This is a genomic window from Myxococcus sp. MISCRS1 (genome assembly GCF_026626605.1).
In the GTDB taxonomy this organism is placed as follows: Bacteria; Myxococcota; Myxococcia; order Myxococcales; family Myxococcaceae; genus Myxococcus; species Myxococcus fulvus.
This window is the reverse complement of sequence record NZ_JAPNKB010000001.1, coordinates 4050363-4071191: the sequence shown is the minus strand read 5'-3', so window position 1 is coordinate 4071191 and position 20829 is coordinate 4050363. Positions and strand designations below refer to the sequence as shown.

The 20829-nt window shown below is 71.5% G+C and carries 14 protein-coding genes; 6 read left to right on the top strand and 8 right to left on the bottom strand.

What is annotated here, in order from left to right; all coding sequences use genetic code 11:
• The first annotated feature begins 192 nt into the window (after positions 1-192).
• Positions 193-1437, top strand: a complete 1245-nt coding sequence (locus OWM54_RS15730; RefSeq protein WP_223783532.1) for an exonuclease SbcCD subunit D C-terminal domain-containing protein — start codon at positions 193-195, stop codon at positions 1435-1437.
• A complete protein-coding gene (locus OWM54_RS15725) occupies positions 1434-5264 on the top strand; it encodes an AAA family ATPase (RefSeq protein WP_267698025.1) in 3831 nt (1276 codons plus the stop codon). Before OWM54_RS15730 ends, OWM54_RS15725 begins: the two co-directional genes overlap by 4 nt.
• A gap of 9 nt (positions 5265-5273) precedes the next feature.
• Here OWM54_RS15725 and OWM54_RS15720 read toward each other — a convergent pair whose 3' ends face one another.
• Both OWM54_RS15720 and OWM54_RS15715 read right to left on the bottom strand, forming a co-directional pair.
• A complete protein-coding gene (locus OWM54_RS15720; protein WP_267698024.1) occupies positions 5274-6206 on the bottom strand; it encodes a serine/threonine-protein kinase in 933 nt (310 codons plus the stop codon).
• A gap of 3 nt (positions 6207-6209) precedes the next feature.
• Positions 6210-7007: a TIGR02266 family protein gene (locus OWM54_RS15715; protein ID WP_223783529.1), complete on the bottom strand. Its 798-nt coding sequence runs from the start codon at positions 7005-7007 to the stop codon at positions 6210-6212.
• A 219-nt stretch (positions 7008-7226) separates the two neighbouring features.
• Between OWM54_RS15715 and cglD the strand changes: the two genes are divergently transcribed.
• Positions 7227-10607 carry an adventurous gliding motility lipoprotein CglD gene (cglD, locus tag OWM54_RS15710; protein ID WP_267698022.1) on the top strand — a complete coding sequence of 1127 codons (3381 nt, stop codon included), beginning with the start codon at positions 7227-7229 and terminating at the stop codon, positions 10605-10607.
• A gap of 140 nt (positions 10608-10747) precedes the next feature.
• On the opposite strand, the gene OWM54_RS15705 is transcribed toward cglD, so the two are convergent.
• Positions 10748-12502, bottom strand: coding sequence for a M14 family zinc carboxypeptidase (locus OWM54_RS15705; RefSeq protein ID WP_267698021.1), 1755 nt, complete (start codon positions 12500-12502; stop codon positions 10748-10750).
• Between the two features lie 31 nt (positions 12503-12533).
• Positions 12534-13469 carry an MBL fold metallo-hydrolase gene (locus OWM54_RS15700; protein WP_267698020.1) on the bottom strand — a complete coding sequence of 312 codons (936 nt, stop codon included), beginning with the start codon at positions 13467-13469 and terminating at the stop codon, positions 12534-12536.
• A 193-nt stretch (positions 13470-13662) separates the two neighbouring features.
• Between OWM54_RS15700 and OWM54_RS15695 the strand changes: the two genes are divergently transcribed.
• Positions 13663-14613: an alpha/beta fold hydrolase gene (locus OWM54_RS15695; RefSeq protein WP_267698019.1), complete on the top strand. Its 951-nt coding sequence runs from the start codon at positions 13663-13665 to the stop codon at positions 14611-14613.
• Positions 14614-14625: 12 nt separating this feature from the next.
• Here the strand turns inward: OWM54_RS15695 and OWM54_RS15690 are convergent, their stop codons facing one another.
• The 3 genes from OWM54_RS15690 to OWM54_RS15680 all read right to left on the bottom strand — a co-directional run bounded on the left by OWM54_RS15690 (position 14626) and on the right by OWM54_RS15680 (position 16848).
• A complete protein-coding gene (locus OWM54_RS15690; RefSeq protein ID WP_267698018.1) occupies positions 14626-14760 on the bottom strand; it encodes a hypothetical protein in 135 nt (44 codons plus the stop codon).
• Positions 14724-15569: a hypothetical protein gene (locus OWM54_RS15685; protein ID WP_267698017.1), complete on the bottom strand. Its 846-nt coding sequence runs from the start codon at positions 15567-15569 to the stop codon at positions 14724-14726. Before OWM54_RS15685 ends, OWM54_RS15690 begins: the two co-directional genes overlap by 37 nt.
• Positions 15570-16632: 1063 nt before the next feature.
• Positions 16633-16848, bottom strand: a complete 216-nt coding sequence (locus tag OWM54_RS15680; RefSeq protein WP_223746054.1) for a hypothetical protein — start codon at positions 16846-16848, stop codon at positions 16633-16635.
• 199 nt (positions 16849-17047) lie between these two features.
• Between OWM54_RS15680 and OWM54_RS15675 the strand changes: the two genes are divergently transcribed.
• Both OWM54_RS15675 and OWM54_RS15670 read left to right on the top strand, forming a co-directional pair.
• Positions 17048-18508 carry a sensor histidine kinase gene (locus tag OWM54_RS15675; RefSeq protein ID WP_267698016.1) on the top strand — a complete coding sequence of 487 codons (1461 nt, stop codon included), beginning with the start codon at positions 17048-17050 and terminating at the stop codon, positions 18506-18508.
• Complete coding sequence (locus OWM54_RS15670) at positions 18505-19923, top strand: sigma-54-dependent transcriptional regulator (RefSeq protein WP_267698015.1); 1419 nt, start codon at positions 18505-18507, stop codon at positions 19921-19923. The genes OWM54_RS15675 and OWM54_RS15670 overlap by 4 nt, the downstream gene beginning before the upstream one ends.
• 13 nt (positions 19924-19936) lie before the next feature.
• On the opposite strand, the gene OWM54_RS15665 is transcribed toward OWM54_RS15670, so the two are convergent.
• A complete protein-coding gene (locus OWM54_RS15665; protein WP_267698014.1) occupies positions 19937-20785 on the bottom strand; it encodes a MetQ/NlpA family ABC transporter substrate-binding protein in 849 nt (282 codons plus the stop codon).
• Between the last annotated feature and the right edge of the window lie 44 nt (positions 20786-20829).

Here is a 20829-nt window from a genome sequence, read left to right as displayed (position 1 = left end):
AGCGGGTTCTTCCGTGTCTTCCAGACTCGCGGGGCCGGGTGGCTCGGCAACCCCCTGGAATTGCAGCGGCCTGGGCACATGTCAGAGGGAGCGTGTAAGGGAGCAGGCGCCCGGCGCTTGGAGCGGATGGCTTCCCTGAAGGAGGCTGCCGGCCAGCCCGAGTGCCGTGGGGTGAGGGAGGGTGAACGCGGGATGCGCTTGCTGCACACGTCGGACTGGCATCTGGGACACACGCTGTACGACGTCTCGCGCGAGGCGGAGCACGGCGCGTTCCTGGAGTGGCTGCTGGACACGCTGGAGGCCCAGGCGGTGGACGCGCTGCTGGTGGCCGGCGACATCTTCGACACCGCCAACCCCAGCGCCGAGGCCCAGGCCGCGTGGTACCAGTTCATCGCGAAGGCGCGCCGGCGGCTGCCCCGGCTGGACGTGGTGGTCATCGGTGGCAACCACGACTCGGCCGCGCGCCTGGATGCGCCGGACCCGCTGTTCGCGGCGTTGGGCGTGAAGGTGGTGGGTGGGCTGCCGCGCGCGGGTGGGGTCTTGGATTTGGAGCGGCTGCTGGTGCCGGTGCACGACGCGAAGGGGCACGTGGGCGCGTGGGTGGCGGCGGTGCCGTACCTGCGGCCCTCGGACCTGCCGCCGGTGCGTGAGGAGGTCGGGGACCGGCTCGTGGCGGGGGTGAGGGCGGTGTACGAGGAGGTGCTGGAGGCGGCGCGGCTCCGGCGTCGGCCGGGGCAGGCGCTGGTGGCCATGGGGCACTGCTACATGACGGGCTCGGAGCTGTCGGAGCTCAGCGAGCGGAAGATTCTCGGCGGCAATCAGCACGCGCTGCCCGTGGAGCTGTTCCCCGAGGACGTCGCGTACGCGGCGCTGGGGCACCTGCACAAGGCGCAGCGCGTGGGGGGACGCGAGGGCGTTCGCTACAGCGGCTCTCCGTTGCCCTTGTCGCTGTCGGAGGCGAACTATCGCCATCAGGTGTTGGTGGTGGAGTTGAAGGACGGGGTGCTGGAGGGCGTGGAGTCGGTGCCGGTGCCGCGTCGGGCGGAGATGGTGCGGGTGCCCGCGCGGGACGCGGCGACGCTCGAGGAGGTGGTGGGGTTGCTGGAGGCGCTGCCGGCGATGGAGGAGGGCGTGCCGGACTGGCGGCGTCCCTACCTGGAGGTGTGCGTCTCGTTGCCCCGGCCCGAGCCGGCGCTGCGCCTGAAGGTGGAGAAGGCGCTCGAGGGACGCGCGGCGCGGCTGGTGAAGCTGACGCCCGCGTACACGGGGACAGGGGGCGCGCTGGCGGAGGCGCGGCCGGGGCTGTCGCTCCGGGAGCGCACGCCGGAGGACGTGTTCCGGGCGCGGTATGCGCGTGACTACGAGGAGCCTCCCACGGAGGGGTTGTTGGAGGCGTTCCACACGCTGCTGACGCAGGTGCAGGAGGACGCGTCATGAAGGTCCTCGGCATCCGGGGCAGCAACCTGACGAGCTTCGCGGGGAACTTCGAGCTGGAGCTGGACCGGCCTCCGCTCGACCGGCTGGGGCTGTTCGCGATTACAGGTGCGACGGGGGCTGGCAAGAGCACGCTCCTGGATGCGCTGTGTCTGGCGTTGTTCGACCGGACGCCGAGGTTGGGGGGACGGGGCGGCGTGCCGGTGGGGCGCGCGGACGAGGAGGAGGAGGCGCGGCTGTCGGCGTACGACGTGCGCGGCATGTTGCGGCGGGGCGCGGCCGAGGGCTTCGCGGAGGTGGACTTCCAGGGGAAGGACGGCAAGCGCTACCGGGCGCGGTGGAACGTGTGGCGGGCGCGCGGGCGGGCGGAGGGCCGGTTCCGGCCGCAGGAGATGAGCCTGACGGAGGTGGCCTCGGGGCAGCAGTTCGGCCGCACCAAAAGCGAGGTGCTGGTGGCCATCCAGGAGCGGCTGGGGCTGTCGTTCGACCAGTTCCGCCGCTCGGCGTTGCTCGCGCAGGGAGAGTTCGCGGCCTTCTTGAAGGCGGACGCGAGCGAGCGCGCGGAGCTGCTGGAGCGGATGACGGGCACGGAGGTGTACAGCCGGCTGTCCATCCGCGCGCACGAGAAGAACAAGGCGGAGCAGGAGGCGCTGGCGAAGCGGGAGCAGGGGCTGGCGGCGATTGTGCTGATGGAGGCACAGGAGCGCGGGGCGGCGGAGGAGCGGCTCGTCGACGAGGCGCGCGCGCGGGCGGAGGTGGAGACGCGGCTCCAGCAGGCGGAAGGCGCGGCGGCGTGGCATGCGGAGCGCTCGGCGTTGGTGCGGGCGTTTCGAGAGGCGGAGGAGAAGGAGGTCCGGGCGGCGCAGGCGCTGGAGGAGGCGGCGCCACGGGCGAGGAAGTTGGAGGAGGTGCGCGCGGCGGAGTCGTTCCGGGAGGTGGTGACGGCGGCGGAGGTCGCGGGGCGGCGATGGGAGGACGCGGAGGCGGCTCGGCGAACGCGCGCGGAGGAGGTGGAAGCGGCGAGGGCTCGGGCCTTCCAGGCGGTGGGGGTGTTGAAGGGGGCGGAGGAGGCGCGGGCGGCGGCTCGGACGGCGCAGGAGGAGGCGACTCCGGCGCTGGAGGAGGCGGCGGCGCTGGATGCGCGGTGCGAGGCGGCGGCGCGCGACGCGGACGAGGCGCGGGTGCGGGCGAAGGCGTCGCGGGAGGAGGAGGCGAAGTCGCGGGGGACGTTGGAGCAGGTCGCGGCGAGGGAGGAGGAGGCGCGGGCGAAGGGGGAAGCGGCGCGGGCGTGGTTGGTGGAGAAGGCCCACTGGGAGGCGTTGGCGAAGGAGTGGCCTCGCTGGCAGCGGGAGCTGGAGCGGTACGAGGTGGCGCTGGGGGAGGGGAGCGCGGCGCGGACGCAGGTGGAGACGCAGCGCGCGGAGGTGGAGCGACTGCGGGATTCCACGCGACTGAGGACGCGGGAGCGGGACGCGGCAGCGGAGGCCGAGGCGCGGGCGCAGGCGGCGGCGACGCATGCCGAGGCCGCGTTGGGAGAGGGCACGGCGGTGGAGCGGCGCGTGCTGCGCGAGTCGCTGCTGGCGAGGCGGGAGGCGCTGCGGGCGCTGGAGTCGGCGCGACAGGGTTTGTGCTCGGCGGAGTCGGAGGCTCGACGGGCGGAGCAGGAGGCGGTGGCGGCGCGTGGGGAGGTGGAGGTCGCGGCGGTGGAGGTGCGTCGGGCGGCGGAGCGTCGGCTGGAGGGTGACGCGGCGCTGAAGGAGGCGCGGCGGGCGCTGTCGGTGGCGCAGGCCACGCAGGGCCATGCGGCGCAGCGGGCGCTCTTGCGCGAGGGCGAGGCGTGTCCGCTGTGTGGTGCGACGGAGCATCCGTATCGGCACGAGCTGCCGGCGCTCGACGGGTTGGTGGCGCAGTCAGCCGCGCGCGTGGAGACGCTGGAGGCCGAGCAGGCCGAGTGCTCGCGAGCGGAGGTGGCGGCGAGCGCGAAGCAGGCCGAGGCGCGAGCGCGGATGTCCCAGTCCGAGTCGCGGCGTGACAGCGCGAAGGCCCAGTGCGCGGAGCACGGCGCGGCCTGGGGGCGCGGTCGTGAGCAGTGGCGGCGAGTTGAGCCATTGCGCGACGGGTCTCCGGTTGAAGGCTCGTCGTCCACCGAGCCGTCCGGCGCGGCGATGCCTCCGGAGGCAGGCGCCTCGGTCGAGGCCGGGACCTGGCTGGAGTCCACGGTCGCGCGAGTCCAGGCGCGGCTCGCTGCATTGAAGTCGGAGGAGGAGGCCGCGGAAGGCCTGGAGCGCGCGGCGCGCGAGGCCCGCGCGGCGCTCGAGACGCAGCGCTCCCGCCGCGAGGTCGCTGTCGATGCGCTTCGCCGCGCGGAAGAGGCCTTCACGCGAGCGGAGAGCGCGCTGCGTGAGGGATTGGCGCGAGTCGAGGCCGCCGACGTGGTGGTGCGTCAGGTGCTCGCGGACGTGGGGCCCATCTTCGCGGCGGACACCGGGTGGGAAGCGAAGCTGGAGGCGGCGCCCGCGGACTTCCGCCAGAAGTGCGGCAAGCGCGTCTCCATGTGGAAGGAGCGGGAGAAGCTCGTCGAGGATGCGAAGGCCCTCGAGAAGCAGGAGCAGGAGCAGCGAGCGCGCGCGCAGGGACAGTTGGAGGCGAGCACCCGGCGCGCCGAGGACGACGCGGCCCAGGCGGCGCTCAAGGAACAGGCGCGCGCGGACGCGACCCGGGCCCGCGCGGCGCTGCTCGGCGGCCGTCCGACGCAGGAGGTCCGCGCGGAGCTGCGAGCGAAGCTGGACACCGCGATGGCGGCCTACGAGCAGGCGCGGGTGGCGGCCGAGTCCTCACGACAGGCGGAGAGCGTCACCCTGGCGCGCCTGGACGACGCCGTGCGCGGCCTCGCGAGCGCACTGGAAGCGCGCGAGGCCGCGCGGATGGAACTCGAGCGGAGGCTGTCGGCGCAGGGCCTCTCGCTGGACGTGGTGAAGGCGCTGCTCGCGCACGACGCGGCCTGGTGTGAGGCGGAGGCCCGGACGCTGTCGGTGCTTCGCGAGGCGCAGGCCCAGGCCCGCGCGGTGCGCGACGAGCGGCGGGAGCGTCACACGGCCCACGAGCAGGGTGGACCGCCGAGCCTGTCGGAGGAGGAGGCCTCCGCGGCGCGGGCGCAGCTGCGCGACGACGTGGAGGTCCGTCGTCGGGCGGAGGCGATGTTGCGCGCGAAGCTGGAGGCGGACGACGCGGCGCGGGCGCGTCACGGCAGCGAGGCGCAGGCGCTGGCGGAGCTGCGGCGGGCGGGTGAGGTGTGGAAGGTGTTGGGAGACCTCATCGGCTCGCATGACGGCAAGCGCTTCAAGGTCTTCGCGCAGAGCCTGACGCTGGACGCGTTGTTGCTCCACGCCAACGCGCATCTTCAGGAGCTGGCGCGACGGTATCGCCTGATGCGGGTACCGGGGCACGACCTGGACCTGCAGGTGGTGGACGGGGACATGGGCGACGAGGTGCGCGGCGTGGCGAGCCTGTCTGGAGGCGAGAGCTTCCTCGTGTCACTGGCGCTCGCGTTGGGGCTGGCCTCCCTGTCGTCGGAGACGACGCAGGTGGAGACGCTCTTCATCGACGAGGGCTTCGGGACGTTGGACCCGGAGACGCTGGAGGTGGCGCTGGCGACGTTGGACGCGCTCCAGGCGACGGGCCGACAGGTGGGCATCATCTCCCACGTCTCGGGGCTGGCCGAGCGCATCGGCGTCCAGGTGCGCGTGGTGAAGCAGGGCGGCGGCCGCAGCCGACTGGTGGTGGAGGGCGACCTGGGGATTCCGTTCGCCGAGGTGCGCCGACTCGCGTGAGGCGCGCCCTCAAGCCCCCGGGCCCATGAGGCCGCGCACCACGGCGGCCACGGCCAGGGGCGTGGCCACGCGGTCATCCGTCAGCGAGGACAGCGCCCGCGCGAACTGCTCCGCGGAGCCGAAGCGCTGCGCGGGGTGGGGCGCCAGCGCCCGGTCCAACACCAACGCGAGCGCGTCCGACACCTCCGGCACATGCAGCCGCACGGGCTTCACCCGCGCGCCCCGGATGGCGGACTCCACTTCCTCTCCCGGCCCGGAGGGGAAGGGCGACTCCAACGACAAGAGCTCGTACAGCAACACCGCCGTCGCCCACAGGTCCACCGCCACGGACACCTCGCCCGCGAGCAGCTCCGGCGAGCGGTAGTGCTGCTTGCCCAGTCGCCGGGCGTCCAGCGTCATCCCCGCCCGCGAGCGCGCCACGCCGAAGTCCGCCAGCTTCACCTCACCGGTCCGCGACAGCAGCACGTTGTGCGGCGACACGTCACAGTGCACCACGCCCAGCGGACGCCCCGTGGTGCTCGTCGCCTGGTGCGCATGCGCCAGCGCCTCCAACACCTGCCGGACGATGAGCACCGAGATGTCGATGGGCAGCTCGATGCGCCGCTTGCGGCACTGCGCCAGCACCCGCCCCAGGTCCGGCCCCTCCACCAGCTCCAGCGCCAGATAGCCGCCGTCGCGAAGCTCCCCGTACTCGACGAAGCCCACGATGTGCGGATGGCGCAGGCACCTGGCCAGCTCCGCCTCGTGGAGCAGCTGCTCGTGCGCCTCGTCGTCATGCGCGCGCTCGGGACGCACGCGCTTGAGGGCCACCTGCTCCCCCACGCGCGGACCCTCCTTCACCCGCGCCAGGAACACCTCCGCCATCCCGCCGCGCCCCAGGCGCGACAGCAGCTCGAAGCGACCACAGTCGCGCGGCCAGTGCTCTTCTCCCCCCACGTCCATGCCCTATCCCGCTCCGCCCACCAGGCTCGCCAGATAGCCGTCGAGCGTCCGCGAGAAGGTGGCGTCGTCACTCAGGAACGCCAGTCCCACGCCGCCGTTGTACGGGTCATCCACCACGTGCACCACCACCGCCTCGCCCTGCAGGTGCTCGCCGTTGGGCAACGTCACGTCCACCGTGACGACGCTGTCGGGAGGCGGTCGGTGCGCGGTGCGCACGAACAGCCCGCCGTTGGAGATGTTCAGCGCGTGCTCGCGCACGAAGTCCAGCTCCGTGCGGAACGCCAGCTCCAGCCGCACCGCGAAGCGCCGTCCCCGCCGCTGCGGGCTGCCCGGCGGCGCCGCGGGCACCTTGCGCGGGTCCTCCTCCGACTCCGGCGTCGCGACGGGCGCGGGCGCGGGGGGCGTCGCGGGCTCCGCGGCGGGCTCCGGCCGCGTCGCCAGCGCGCTCACGTGCTGCGCCAGCGTGCGCGCCGCCAGGGCGCGCTCGTCGCCTCCGAACGTGCGACCCTTCGCGAAGGTGGTGTTGCGGAACGCATCCCGCTCCGCCTTGGGCAGACGCCACAACTCCACGAACGTCCCGCCGCTCTTCTTCACCTCATCCGCGAGCTGCTCGACGGACGCGCGCGGATAGCCCGGCGCCTCCACCTTCAGCTCCACGCCGGCCTGTTCGGCCTGCATCGCCACCACGAGCTGCATCGATTGCGCGGTAGGCAACAGCTTGCCCAAGCCCTCCACCACCGCCGCCGCGAGCTCGGGCGAGGCCCTTCCATTCCACAACGCCGCGAGACCGAAGACAGGCACGAAAGAGACGATAACCGACGCCTCCCAGGGCGCGAACACTGTTCGCAAACAGTCACGCGGCAATCCGTCCATGACGGTGAACAGAGAGCATACGAAGAGCGACGGTAAACTCGTACGCAGGGGAATAGACGCTGACCCGGGGGCCCGACTCTTCATAGACTTCGGATTCCCCCTGGCTCATCCAATACCCCCCCGGAGTCAGGGCCCTGGAGTCGAATGATGCGCAAGCCCCTCACCCGGCTCATCGCCTGCGTGCTCGTGTCAGCTTCGTTGCTGGCCGGCTGCGGTGGATCTGACCCCGACCCCAACCCTCCCGACAACACAGACGATGGCGGGACGAACAACCCGGACAGTGGCACGGATGCGGGCCCGCCGCCGCCGGAGGACGCGGGCGTCGAGCCGGACCCGGACCCGGACCCGGGTCGTGTTCCCACGGATGTGAACGACACGAAGAACCCGACCAAGGACTCCGACTGCGACGGCCTGACGGACGCGGAGGAGTTCGCCAACGTCTATCCCGGTGGGTTGAAGACGGACCCGGGCCTGCGTGACACCGACGGCGACGGAATCCGTGACGGCGTCGAGGTCGGCCGCACCAGCAGCGTTGATCCCAACTGCTCCTTCCGCGCGGACCTGGACCCGGACTCGCGCACCTCCCCCGTGAAGGCGGACACGGACGGCGACGGAATCCCGGACGGCCTGGAGGACACCAACCGCAATGGTCGCCGCGACCCGGGTGAGACGGACCCCAACGCCATCGACTCGGACGGCGACGGCATCCCCGACGGCGTGGAGGACGCGAACAAGAGCGGCACGGTGAGCCCCGGCGAGACGGACCCGCGCAAGCGCGACACCGACGGCGACGGCCTGCAGGACGGGTTGGAAATCCAGATGGGCACCGACCCGCTCAAGCCCGACACGGACGGCGACTCGTGCGCGGACGGCGACGAGGACCGCAACCGCAACGGCGTGGTGGACCCCGGTGAGACGGACCCGAAGGTGCGCGACTGCGCCGCCTCCATCCCCGACGCGGACTTCGACGGCATCCCGGACTCGGTGGAGACGGCCACCGGCACGGACCCGAACAAGGCGGACACGGACGGTGACGGCCTGCCGGACGGCGTCGAGGACGAGAACAAGAACGGCAAGGTGGACGCGAACGAGACCGACCCGCGCCTGACGGACACGGACTGCGACGGTCTGCAGGACGGCCCGGGCCGCGACGGCTTCCTCGGCGAGGACGCCAACGGCAACGGCAAGGTGGACGGCAACGAGACCGACCCCACCAACCCGGACACGGACGGCGACGGTCTGCGCGACGGCCTGGAGCGCGGCGTGACGACGGCCAACGCGCCCCGCAAGGACTGCGGCTACTCCGGCGACGCGCAGCCCTCCAGCACGACGAACCCGAACAACCCCGACTCGGACGGTGACGGCATCGCCGACGGCGCCGAGGACGCGAACCAGAACGGCCAGGTGGACCCGGGCGAGTTGGACCCGAACAACCCGGCGGACGGCGCGCCCAACACCCCCGCGGGCCAGGCGTGCCGCGCGTCGAACCTGCGCCCGGTGACCTTCAAGGAGGAGAACGGCGCGGACATCCGGCTCGCGCTGCCGGCCACCTTCAAGGACGCCAACCTCACCAACATCACCGTGGCGGGCTCCACGGTGGGCGTCATCGGCTGGGACGACACCCGGCAGGTGACGGTGATTGCGTACAAGCGCGGCCAGGCGGGCGGCTCCACCACGCCCACGGGCGACGAGGCCGCCATCCGCGGCGCGTCGTTCAACACCGCGGCGCGCGAGGTGTCGCAGACGTTCACCACCTGGGATGGCTACGCCGCGCTGTCGGCGCGCTACACCCTGGCGGGCACGCAGGACCTGAAGGCCCTCACCAACACGCTGGTGCGCTCGATGGTGCCCAACAGCACCGGCTCGCTCGCGGGCACGGCGGGCATCACCGGTCCGTTCACCCTGCAGGGCCAGTACGTCCACCGCTCCAACGACAGCGTGCTGGTGGTGCTCGCCATCACCCCCACGTCCCGCTACAACGAGGCCGGCAGCCTGTTCACGCTGACGGACACGGCGGGCGGCTCGTCGCTGGCGCAGTTCGGTGACGCGGACGCGGTGCAGTGCGAGCTGTTCACCACGCGCGCGGCGGTGGTGGACTTCATCTTCGTGGTGGACGACTCCGGCTCCATGGCCAGCAGCCAGCAGTCGCTGGCGAACGCGGCCACGGCCGTGGCGAACAAGCTGGGCAACTCCACGCTGGACTGGCGTCTGGCGATGGTGACCACCAGCTACACCTCCACGAACACCAACCACGCCAACCGCAACGTGGTGCGCGGCTTCACCACCAACGTCAACCAGTTCCGCGCGTGGCTGACGGAGAACAGCGCGTGCTCCGGTGGCGCGTGCACCGTCGTCACCGAGGCCACGACCTGCTCGAGCAACCTGGACTGCTGGGTGCGCACCAGCGGCAACGGTGACGAGAAGGCGATGGACGCGGCGCGCGCCGCCATCAACGGGCCCATGGCGCCGTCGTCCACCAGCTCCGAGCCGGCGCGCATCCGCGCGGGCGCCAAGGTGGTGGTCGTCATCCTGACGGACACGCACGACTACTCGACCGACTCCATCGCCACGTTCGAGCAGTACTTCAAGGGCACGGGCACCACGCCGGCCACGAAGAACCCGCTGGGTCAGACCATCCAGGTCCACGGCATCATCTGCCCGCCGGAGCTGGCCACCAGCGACACCGCCACCTGGTGTCACGTGCAGGAGGACCCGCGCAACCCGAAGCACCTGGACATCATCCAGGCGACGGGCGGCGTGGTGGGCTCCATCCGCAACGCGGGCTCCATCACCACGACCATCAACGGCATCGTGGACAGCGTCATCGCGTCGGTGGGTCACCGCACGCAGCAGCCGCCCATCGGCGCCTCGGTGAAGGTGTCCGTGGGCGCGGTGGCCAACCCCACCACGTGCCCCACGCCGGCGGACCTGCCGCGCAGCCGCACCCACGGCTTCGACGTGGACGGCATCAACCGCACGCTGTCGTTCTTCGGTGGCTGCCGCCCGCAGGCGGACAACACCCAGGCCGCGGTGTCCTACCGCTACTGGAGCGACCGCACGACGAACCCCAACGGCGTGCCGCCCCCGTGCCGCAATGACCCGTACTACGACGCGACCGAGGCCGACTACTGCGACGGCAAGCTGTCGTGCAACCGCACCACGGACAAGTGCGAGTGCCCGTCGGACTGCGGCGGTGGCGGCGCCTCGGGCCAGGTCTGCAACACGGACCCGGCGGTGTGCTCCTTCACGTGCGCGCCGGACTGCGGTGGCACGTGCGGCACCTACGAGTCGTGCAACACGGCGACGTGCAGCTGCTCGTGCGTCCAGACGGCCACGTGCGCGGCGGGCTACAAGTTCGACCCGAACGTGTGCGCCTGCGCGTGTGACACGACGACGCTGAACTGCGGCCCCACCGCGCAGCCGGACGCGGCGTCCTGCTCGTGCGCCTGCAAGCCGGACTGCGGCGGCTGCCCGTCGAACACGGTGTGCAACCCGAGCCTCTGCGCCTGCGAGGGCGTCATCGGCTGATGCAGCCCCTCCGCGCGTCGGCCCCTCGTCGTGAGGCGGGGGCCGGCGTGGGAGGTGGCCCGCTCCCGGGGTGACTCGGGAGCGGGTCGAAGCAAGTACCCCGGCCCCGGAGGCTCACCTGCCTCCGGGGCCGTCGTGTCTCAGCGCGAGGCCGTTGGCGCGGCGGCGGTGCGCACCACGGGGTAGACGCGCAGCCGCGTGTCGCGGGCGGGGTGGCGCTCGTAGAAGAAGCGCAGCCGGGCGCGCGGGTCCTTGGCGAAGGCCGGGTCCTTGAGCTTCGCGTCCCACTCGGCCTTCACGGCGGCGTCCCTGGCCAGCAGCTCGCGGGCGAAGGGCTCCAGCACGTAGTCCTCGATGTATTCCTTCTGCTCGAAGTGGGGGTTGAAGAAGCCCCACGCGAGCAGTGAGTCGGAGCCCGAGGGCTCGAACAGGTGCGCCACCAGCTCCACGCCGGGCTGGGCACTGGGCACGTACAGCGAGCCCGCGGGGAGCTCGCGCGACTGCTTCTCCCACGCGCCCTTGACCGACAGCGTCTGGCGTCCCTCGTTGGACTGTGTGCCCCACTTCAGCTCGGTGGCGCGGAAGACCTCCACGTCGGTGGCGGGTGAGGCGCGCGTGAGGCGCTGGAAGGTGAGGCCGTGGGTGGTGAGCTTCTCGGCGACCCAGGCCGCGTGGGCGGGCGGCACCACGTACCCGCCCGCGGGCATGCTCACGGTGAGCGCGGGCTCCACGGTGTCGAAGTAGGGCACGTTCCACACCTGCGGCTTCGTGTCGTCGTAGCGAATCCACGTCTGGCCGGAGACCTCGGACGGCCCGCGCTCGTAGGCGTAGCCCTTGAAGGGGAGGACGCGGCTCTTCTTCGTGCTCTTCCACGCGAGCACCACGTCGCGCACCTTGCCGGCCTGGGCCTCGGCGTCGGCGGCCTTCACGGCCGCGAGCAGCGTGGCGCCGTCCCGGGAGACCAGGCGCAACAGCCCCGCGACGACGTCTCGCGTGGCCTTCACGCGCACGGCGTAGGGCTTCCACGAGTGGGTCTCCACCAGCACGCCGAAGCGGTGGTGCGCGGCGGCGTAGGCGTGGCTGAAGCGCGGCGTGGGGACGCCGTAGGCGAAGCCGGAGGCCGGGTCGTCGTCCTCGAGGAAGGACGGGTAGAACTCGAGCGGCTGGTGGCCCTCCTTCTCCAGCTCCTGGAAGAGCTCCTCGCGCAGCTTCACACCCAGGGTGCGCAGGGCCTGGGGCCCCGACTGCTGCGGCTCGATGCCGACGGAGACGTCGGGCTGGAACTTGGCGCCGTCGGTGACGTGCAGGTCCGCGTACACGAGCGCGTCCCACGTGTGGAGGTAGCGCAGCAGGGCCACCATCTCCGGGGCCTCGGCCTTGACGTAGTCGCGGTTGAGGTTGAGGTTGGACGCGGTGGCGCGCCAGCCCATCTCCTCGGGGCCCACCTGGTTGGGGCGGTGGTTGGGGGCGAAGCGCTCGTGGCCGTCCACGTTGAAGACGGGGACGAAGACAGCGGTGACGCCCTTGAGCACGCCGGGCAGCGTCTTGCCGGACAGGATGTCGCGCAGCAGCGCGAAGCCCGCGTCCTTGCCGTCGATTTCACCCGCGTGGATGCCGCCCTGGAAGAAGACGACGGGGCGGTTCTTCTTCTTGTTCGCGGCGGGGGTGAGGGTGCCGTCGGCGCTGGCGACGAGCGCGAGCATGGGCCTGCCCTCGGGCGTGGTGCCGAAGGTGTCGCAGCGCACCTTGCCGGGGTAGGCCTTGGGGAAGGCGCGGCAGAGCGCCTCCACCTCGGAGTAGCGGCCGGTGCGGACCCAGCCGCTCTGCTCGGACACGGTGGTGAGGGGTGGCGGCGCCTGGGTGAGCGCCAGGGACAGGGCGGTGGCGAGGAGCATGGGCTTTCCACAGCACAGGCTCCGGTGTGATTCAACCGGCGCGCACCGTGAGCGTTCCTCCCACCGGCAACACGTGCAGGTCCTCGCGCGGCCAGCCCCGGCGGTTCCACTCGGTGTCCAGGCGGCGGGGCGGCTCGTCGAGCGGCTCATCGGTGAGCTTGAAGGTGCCCCAGTGCATCGCGAGGAAGCGCCTGGCGCCGAGTGCTTCGTACGCGCGCGCCGCGTCCTCGGGGTTCATGTGCTGGCGGCTCATGAACCACTCCGGGTCGTACGCGCCGATGGGCAAGAGCGCGGCGTCGAGCCCGGGGAAGCGCTTCCCGATGTCGGCGAAGCCGTCGAACCAGGCGGTGTCGCCCGAGTGGTAGACGCGGGCCGTGGAGCCCTCCACGACGAAGCCGCCCCAGAGCATCTGGTTGGCGTCGTTGAGGCCGCGGCGGCTCCAGTGCTGGGAGGGGACGAAGTGCACGGTGACGGGGCCCACCTTCGTGGACTGCCACCAGTTCAGCTCGGTGACACCCAGGCGCGTGCCCTTGAAGACGGGCGCATGGCCCAGGCCGGTGACGATGGGCGCGCCCACGTCGACGAGGGTGGGCAGGTCCAGGTGGTCGTAGTGGTTGTGGGAGACGAGGCTTGTGGCGATGGGCGGCAGCTGGTCGATGGGGACGCCGGGCGGGACGTTGCGGCGGATGACCACGTTGATGGCGTCGCGCAGCACGGGGTCGATGAGGAGCGACAGGCCGTCCAGCTGGACGAGCCAGCTGGCGTGGCCCAGCCAGGTCAGCCGCGCGCCTTCACCTGGCGCCGGGGGCGTGTGGAGCAGGGCGAGGTCCGGCTCCACGCGAGGCACGGGGGCATGGTCGGGCGACTTGCGGCGACGGCCGGCGAGCTTGTCGGCGACTGCCCACTTGAAGACGGTGCCGAACGGCTGGGGGCCGCTGCCATCCAGGTTCTTGAAGCGCGTCGTCATTCGGAAGGAACTCCTCGGGAGCGGGCGCGGGTGGCGCCCCTGTTGGCTCTCATGCTCGCGGGCCGGTGGGGGCGCAAGGGGAATGACATGGGGGTGTTGCTCGGCAAGAGTGGGCGGGGCAGGGCGGCCGTGTCCGCGCGAGTCATCCAAGGCCTCGGCGCCGAGGCGGAAGCGAACCGAAGGAGGAGTCGACATGAGCGACATCACGCATCGCACGGTGGAGACGAACGGCATCCGGCTTCACGTCGCGGAGGCGGGGACGGGGCCGCTGGTGTTGCTGCTGCATGGGTGGCCGGAGTCCTGGTACTCGTGGCGGCACCAGCTCATCGCGCTCGCGGCGGCGGGGTATCACGCCGTGGCGCCCGACATCCGAGGCTATGGGCGCAGCGACAAGCCCGCGGCGGTCGAGGCGTACAGCATGAAGCAGTTGGTCGCCGACGCGGTGGGGCTGCTCGATGCGCTGGGCGAGGAGCGCGCGGTGGTGGTGGGGAACGACTGGGGCTCCGCGATGGCGTGGACGTGCGCGGCGCTGCATCCGGAGCGCTTCCGCGCGGTGGTCGGGATGAGCGTGCCGCACCTGGGGCGCACGCCGATGCCTCCGACGCAGCTCTTCCAGGGGGCGTTCGCGGGGAAGTGGTTCTACATCCTGTACTTCCAGGAGCCGGGCGTCGCGGAGGCGGAGCTGGAGGCAGACGTGCCCCGGACGATGCGCACGATCCTGGCGGGGGAGCCGGGCTTCGACCTGGGCGCGGGGGCGGTGCGTGCGAAGAAGCCTGGAGATGGCTTCCTCACGCCGCCGCCCGCGTCGTTGCCGGCGTGGCTCTCGGAGGAGGACGTCGCGTACTTCGCGGGGGAGTTCGAGCGGAGTGGTTTCCGAGGCGGCTTGAATCGCTATCGGAACATGGACCGGGACTGGGAGGAGCTGCCCGAGCTGGCGACGGCGCGAATCGAGCAGCCCGCCTTGTTCATCACGGGGGAGAAGGACCCGGGGCGCCTGTTGGCGCCGCTCGAGCCGATGAAGGCGCTGGTGCCGGGGTTGACGGAGGTGCGGGTCATCCCGGAGGCGGGGCACTGGGCGCCGCAGGAGCGACCCGCGGAGGTGAACGCGGCGCTGCTGTCGTTCCTGTCGAAGCTGCCTGCGTGACGAGGGCGCGGCTCAGCTGAAGACGGTGGACAGGTGGAGGGGGCCGGCGGGGACGCCGACGTCGCGGCCGACGGGGCTGTCGGAGGGGGTCTGCCAGGCGTTGGCCTCTGTCACCTTGGCGCCGGTGGCCTGGTTGGAGATGGACATCTTTCCCTGGTGGCCGGCGGGGCTGATTTGGCTGGTGTCGTAGCCGCTCCAGCCGGTGGCGGCGTGGCCGAAGGAGGCCTCGCCCCAGGTCTGTCCGTAGTTGGCGCTGGGGTTGGCGGTGCCGTCCTTGGAGACGCACCAGGCGACGCTGGTGTTGGTGTCGAAGGCGACGAGCTGGGATGGCCGGGCTGCAGGGTGAAGGTCTTGGGCGTGCTCTTGTCGAAGTGCTGGCCGTCGTTGGGGCCGCCGTGCTCGCCGGTCTTGTTCCAGAGGGTGATGGTCTGGGGCTGGTTCGTGCTGTTGGTGAAGGTGTTGGTGTACTTGAACTGGTCCTTCTGGCCCGGGTCGATGAGCTGGATGTTGCTGTTGTAGGGCGAGCCGACGTTGTTCTTGGCGAGCCACGGCTGGTCGACGGGCGCGGGCACGGTGGAGCCGGCGGAGGGCGCGCCGAAACCGGGGCCCGCGTCGCTGGTGGGGTGGGTGCGCGGGGCTTCGGCGGTCTTGGCGGCGAGGCTGGGCGCGGAGGGCTTCTGGGCGGAGATGCTCGCGGGTGCGGGAGGTGCTTCACCGCCGAGGGACGCGGGGGCCTGGACACCGAGCGACTGGAGCTGTTGCGTGAGTCCGCCGAGGAGCTGGGACAGTTGGGCCTGGAGCTTCGCGAGGTCGCCCTGCTCGAAGGAGTCGGTCTGGAGCTTGCGCTGGAGGTCGTTGCCGGCGCGCGGTGTCGGAGTGGATTGGGGGAGGGAGGAGGTGGGCTCGAGGCAGGACGTGCGCGGGAGGGGCGAGCGGTTCTGGATGGCGATGGACATGTCAGCCTCGGGGAGTGGGGCGGGCGCTGTGTTGCGCGACCTGCGGGGGGATTGAGCAGGAGCTGTGCCACTGAGGGACGCGGGGGGCGGGGTGTTACCTCCCGTGGGAAATCAGTGGTTTGGGATGCTCATGCACGGCGACGCGCGCTCACGGTGCGATGACGACGGGCATCACCTGATGACTCGGGTCACCAGTCGGGGTGACAGACCCAGGGGCTGGAGGGACGACGCTGGAAGCAGCGGTAGCCCTCGTCACAGGTGTTGGGACCTTTGGGGTCGCAGGGTTGTTTGCAGGACCAGCCGTCGCAGACCTGGGAGTCGGGGCAGGGCGGGAATCGGTCACCGCAGCGCTGCTCACACTCGGACCAGATGCGGTCAGGCTGTTGTGGCGCGTGGATGACTCGACAGTTTTGTCCCTGAGGGCATGGGGTGGCCTGGCACTGAGGTCCCAGGACGCGAGCGCAGGCGGAGGCGCCTTCTTCGTGTTTGACGCAGTGTTGACCTTCCGGGCAGGTGCGCTGCTCGCATGAAGGGAGACAGACGGGGACAGGGAGCGTGTCCGCGCAGAAGAAGCCTGAGCCGCAGTCGTTGGGAGAGGTGGGCGCGCAGGGACGTCCGCAGAAGCCGGTTCGGCCGCCGCAGGTCAGGCCACGGGCACAGGCCTCTTCGAGCGTGGCTGGGACCTTGACGCAGGGTTCGCCTTCGCCGCGGAGGCCGATGGGGAGACAGTGCCGGACGAAGGGCCCATCGCCCTCCGTCGCGAGGAGCTGGCAGATCTGTCCGTCTGGACATTGCGAATCCGCGAGGCACTGGCTGTCGGCGCAGTACTGGGCATGCGCGCGCGCATCCATGAGGCAGCCGAGGGGGGGCACGCAGCCGGAACTGTCCCGGCAGTTGCGGTGGTAGGTCCTGAGCTGACCGCGAACCTCCTCGGAGAGGATTGGGCTGACCTGACGACCGTGAATCGATTCCGTGCGTTCGGTGCGCAGTGCGCTCGCGAAGAGAAGGACGAGCGGCAGGGGAAGCAGCAGCGCGGCTATCAAGCCTGCGAAAGAGCGCCAGTTCATTCGGGCTCACCACAGTGCTGGATGCACTCGGGGTCGTCCGGTGCCTTGCCGCCGCAATACAGCTCACGTTCCTTGCTGGTGCACCGCGTGGGGATGTTCTCCAGCGAGTCCCTGTGTGCAGCCCGGTCCACGAGCCCGTCACGCCGATGCACCTCGGGACAGCCCAGCAGGGCGCAGGACAGCGCACAGACCCGGATGGTCGGCCACGTCATCGCGGTGCCCCCCGGCGCAGGAAACGACCACGTGGATTCTATCCCAGGTGGTCCGTCCGGGAGCTGACCTCAAGGGTGGGATGCTTCAGACTGTGCACGCGCCGACAGGGAGAATCTCTCCGCGAGAGCGCCCGCATGCTCGACGCCCCTCTACCTGCATCCCGCCCACACGGCCCCGCTCTCCCTTATATAGAGCCCGATGCTTCCGACCTCCGGCTCCACGACTCGCAAGCTGCTGCTCGCCTTCGGTGCGTTGGTGGCGCTGTTCACCGCGGCCTCGGGCTTCGCGCTCGCCCGGCTGGCGGACATCCACGATGGCTCCCACGAGCTGCGCGAGGCCGGCGGCCGTGTCCGCGAAGCCCTCGAGCTCGCCACCGCCGTACGCGACCAGTACGCCCACCTGGCCCACACCATCATCCTCGGCAACGCCAGCCACGTTCACTTCCACGAGGAGTCGCGCTCCCGCGTCGAGGAGCTCACCCGCCGGCTCCGCGAGCAGGCTCAGGACGCCGAGGAGCGCGCCTGGGTGGCGGACATCCAGGAGAACGGTGACGCGCTGGACCGCCTCTACCGGGAGACCCTCCTCCCCGCCGTCCTCGCCAAGGACCACGCCACCGTCACCTCCGCCCACGGTCGAGCACTCGAGCGCGTCTCCCTCATCCAGGCCCGCGCCGAGGCCCTCGCCCGTCGCTTCGACACCTCCATCGGCTCGTTCGAGGAGCACGTCGCCGCCGTCGAGCACACCAGCTTCCGCTGGGCCCTGCTCCTGCTCGGCGGCGCCACCCTCTTCGCCGTCGGCGTGGGCATCTACATCGGCAACTCCGTCGCCCGCCCCGTCGCACGTCTCTCCGAGGGCGCCGCTCGGCTCGCCGAAGGCAACCTCGACACCCGCATCCCCGAGGACGACCCCGGAGAGCTCGGCCGACTCGCCGCGCAGTTCAACCGCATGACCGAGGCCCTCCGCACCCATCAGGCCCAGCTCGTCCAACACGAGAAGCTCGCCAGCGTGGGCCGACTCGCCGCGGGCGTCGCCCACGAAATCAACAACCCGCTCGGCGTCATCCTCGGCTATGTGCGCATCCTCCAGCGCAAGGCGGAGGGCGCCCTCGCGGAGGACCTGAAAGTGGTGGAGGAGGAGGCGGTGCGCTGTCAGCAGATTGTCGAGGGACTGCTCGACCTGTCCCGGCCGGGCCAGGGCCCCGTGGAGCAGCTCCCCCTGCGGGAGACGTGCGAGGACGTGGTGGCCCGGCTGCGTGAGGCCGAGCGACTCGGCCAGGTCCAGGTGCGCGTGGATGGCGCGGCGAATGTCTGGGCGCAGCCCTCGCGCCTGCGCCAGGTGCTCCTCAACCTCGTGAAGAACGCCGCCGAGGCCGCAGGAAACGGCGGCACCGTCGAGGTCCACATCGCGCCCTCCCAGGATGGCGGCGCCACCGTGGCCGTCTCCGACTCCGGCCCGGGCGTCAAGCCCGAGGACCGACGTCGCCTCTTCGAACCCTTCTTCACCACCAAGTCCACGGGCACCGGACTGGGCCTCGCCGTGAGCCAGGCCATCGCCGAGGCCCACGGTGGCCGCATCGAGGCCGACACCGGCCCTCTCGGCGGCGCACGTTTCACCCTCCGCCTGCCCCCCGTGTCCGCGGAGCGGGAGGCCATGTCATGAGCTCCTCCAACAAGCCCACCGTCCTCGTCGTCGACGACAAGGAGAACATGCGCAAGCTGTTCTCGCGCATGCTCGGAGACGCCTACGCCGTGACGGAGGCCGCGGATGGAGAGCAGGCCCTCGCCTGCCTCGCCTCGCGCGACTTCGACGTGGTGGTCACCGACATCCAGATGCCGGGCGCGGATGGCTTCGCCGTGCTGCGCGAGGTGAAGCGCCGCGCCCCCGAGACAGAGGTCCTCCTCGTCACCGCCTTCGCGAGCATCCCGAAGGCCGTCGAGGCCATCAAGGAGGGCGCCTACGACTACCTCTCCAAGCCCTTCGACCCGGACGAGGTCGCGCTCGTCGTGGCCCGCGCGCTGGAGAAGCGCCGCCAGGGCCGCGAGGTCTCGTCCCTGAAGGCACGCCTCGCGGTGGCCCCCGGCCTCCACGGCATGCTCGGCGAGAGCCCCGCGATGCGCGCGCTGCACGGCCTCTTGTCCCAGGTGGCCGCCAGGGACCTCACCGTGCTCCTCACGGGAGAGACCGGCACGGGCAAGGAGCTCGCCGCGCGCGCGGTGCATCGCGAGAGCCCCCGTGCCTCCAAGCCCTTCGTCGCGGTGAACTGTGGCGCGTTGCCCGCGGAGCTCGTGGAGAGCGAGCTCTTCGGCCACGCCAAGGGCGCGTTCACCGGCGCCACGGTGGCCAAGCCCGGCCTCTTCGAGGAGGCCCACGGCGGCACGCTCTTCCTCGACGAGATTGGAGACCTGCCGCTGCCGGTGCAGGTGAAGCTCAACCGCGCGCTCCAGGAGCGGGAGGTCCGCCGCGTGGGCACCACCACGCCGGTGAAGGTGGACGTGCGCGTCGTCGCCGCCACGCATCGCGACCTGTCCGCCGAGGTGTCCGCGGGCCGCTTCCGCGAGGACCTCTACTACCGCCTCAACGTGGTGACGGTGCGACTGCCCTCGCTGCGAGAGCGACGCGAGGACATCCCGCTGCTCGCGATGCACTTCCTCTCCCGCGCCGGGAGGCCCGAGGTGGACAGCTTCACGCCCGAGGCGCTGCGCGCGCTCTCCACCTACGAGTGGCCCGGGAACGTGCGTCAGCTCGAGAACGCCGTGGCGCGCGCGGTGGCCGTGGCGCAGGGCACGCGAATCACTCCCGAGGAGCTTCCACCGGAAGTGCTGACAACGCCCCGCGCGGCCAGCACCGCCCCGGGTGTCCGCGCCACGACCGAGTCCCTCGCGAAGCTGCCCTACCGCGAAGCCGTGGACGGCGCGCGCGACACCGTGTCGCGCGAGTACCTCACCGCGTTGATGCAGGAGTTCGGAGGCAACGTCACCCACGCCGCCGAACGCGCCGGCATGGAGCGCGAAAGTCTCCACCGGTTGCTCAAGCGCTACGGCGTACGCTCCGACGACTTCAAGCGCACGGAGTAGCTCGCTCGTCCCATCAGAACGCCGGCACCACCGCGCCGCCGTAGTTCGACTCGATGAACCGCCGCACCTCCTGGGACTGCAAGGCCTTGAGCAGCGTGCGGACCTCGGGGCGACCCTCGTCACCCTTCCGCACGACGAGCACGTTGGCGTACGGGTTGCGCGTGGCGGACTCACGGGCCAGCACCTTCGCGTCCAGGTTCAGGTGCTTCTGCGCCTCCAGGAAGTAGTTGCCGTTGATGACGGCGGCGGCCACGTCCTGCAGCGTGCGCGGCTGCTGCTCCGCGTCGATCTCCCTCAACTCCAGCTTGCGAGGATTGCCCACCACGTCCTGCAACGTGGCGCCGGCGCCCACGCCCTCGCGCAGCCGCAACAGTCCCTGGTCCGCCAGCAGGTGCAGCGCGCGGGACGCGTTGCTCGGGTCGGCGGGAATCGTCACCTGCGCGCCCTCGGGCAGCTCCGCGAGCTGACGGAACTTCGTCGAGTACAGCGCCAGCGGCTCCAGGTGCACCGAGCCCGCGCTGCGCAAGGACAGCTTCCGGTCCTCGGCGAAGCGCTCCAGGTAGGGCACGTGCTGGAAGTAGTTCGCGTCGAGCTGCTGGTCCGCCAGCGCGATGTTGGGCTGCACGTAGTCGGTGAACTCCACCACCTCCACGCGCACGCCGTCGCGCAGGGCCACGGGCACCGCCGCGCGGAGAATCTCCCCGTGGGGCACCGGGTTGACGCCGACCTTCAGCGTGGGAATGCCAGGGGCCTCGCCGGTGGCGGGGGCTTCCGACTTCTTGCAGCCCGTCCCCACCAGCAACGCGGCGGAGACGGCCGCGAAGGCCAGGGGGATGAGCAGGAATGACGCGGGTGGCTTCATGGGGTGGGGGTTCCGCATGTCCGAAGGGGAGAGGGGCGCGGGCC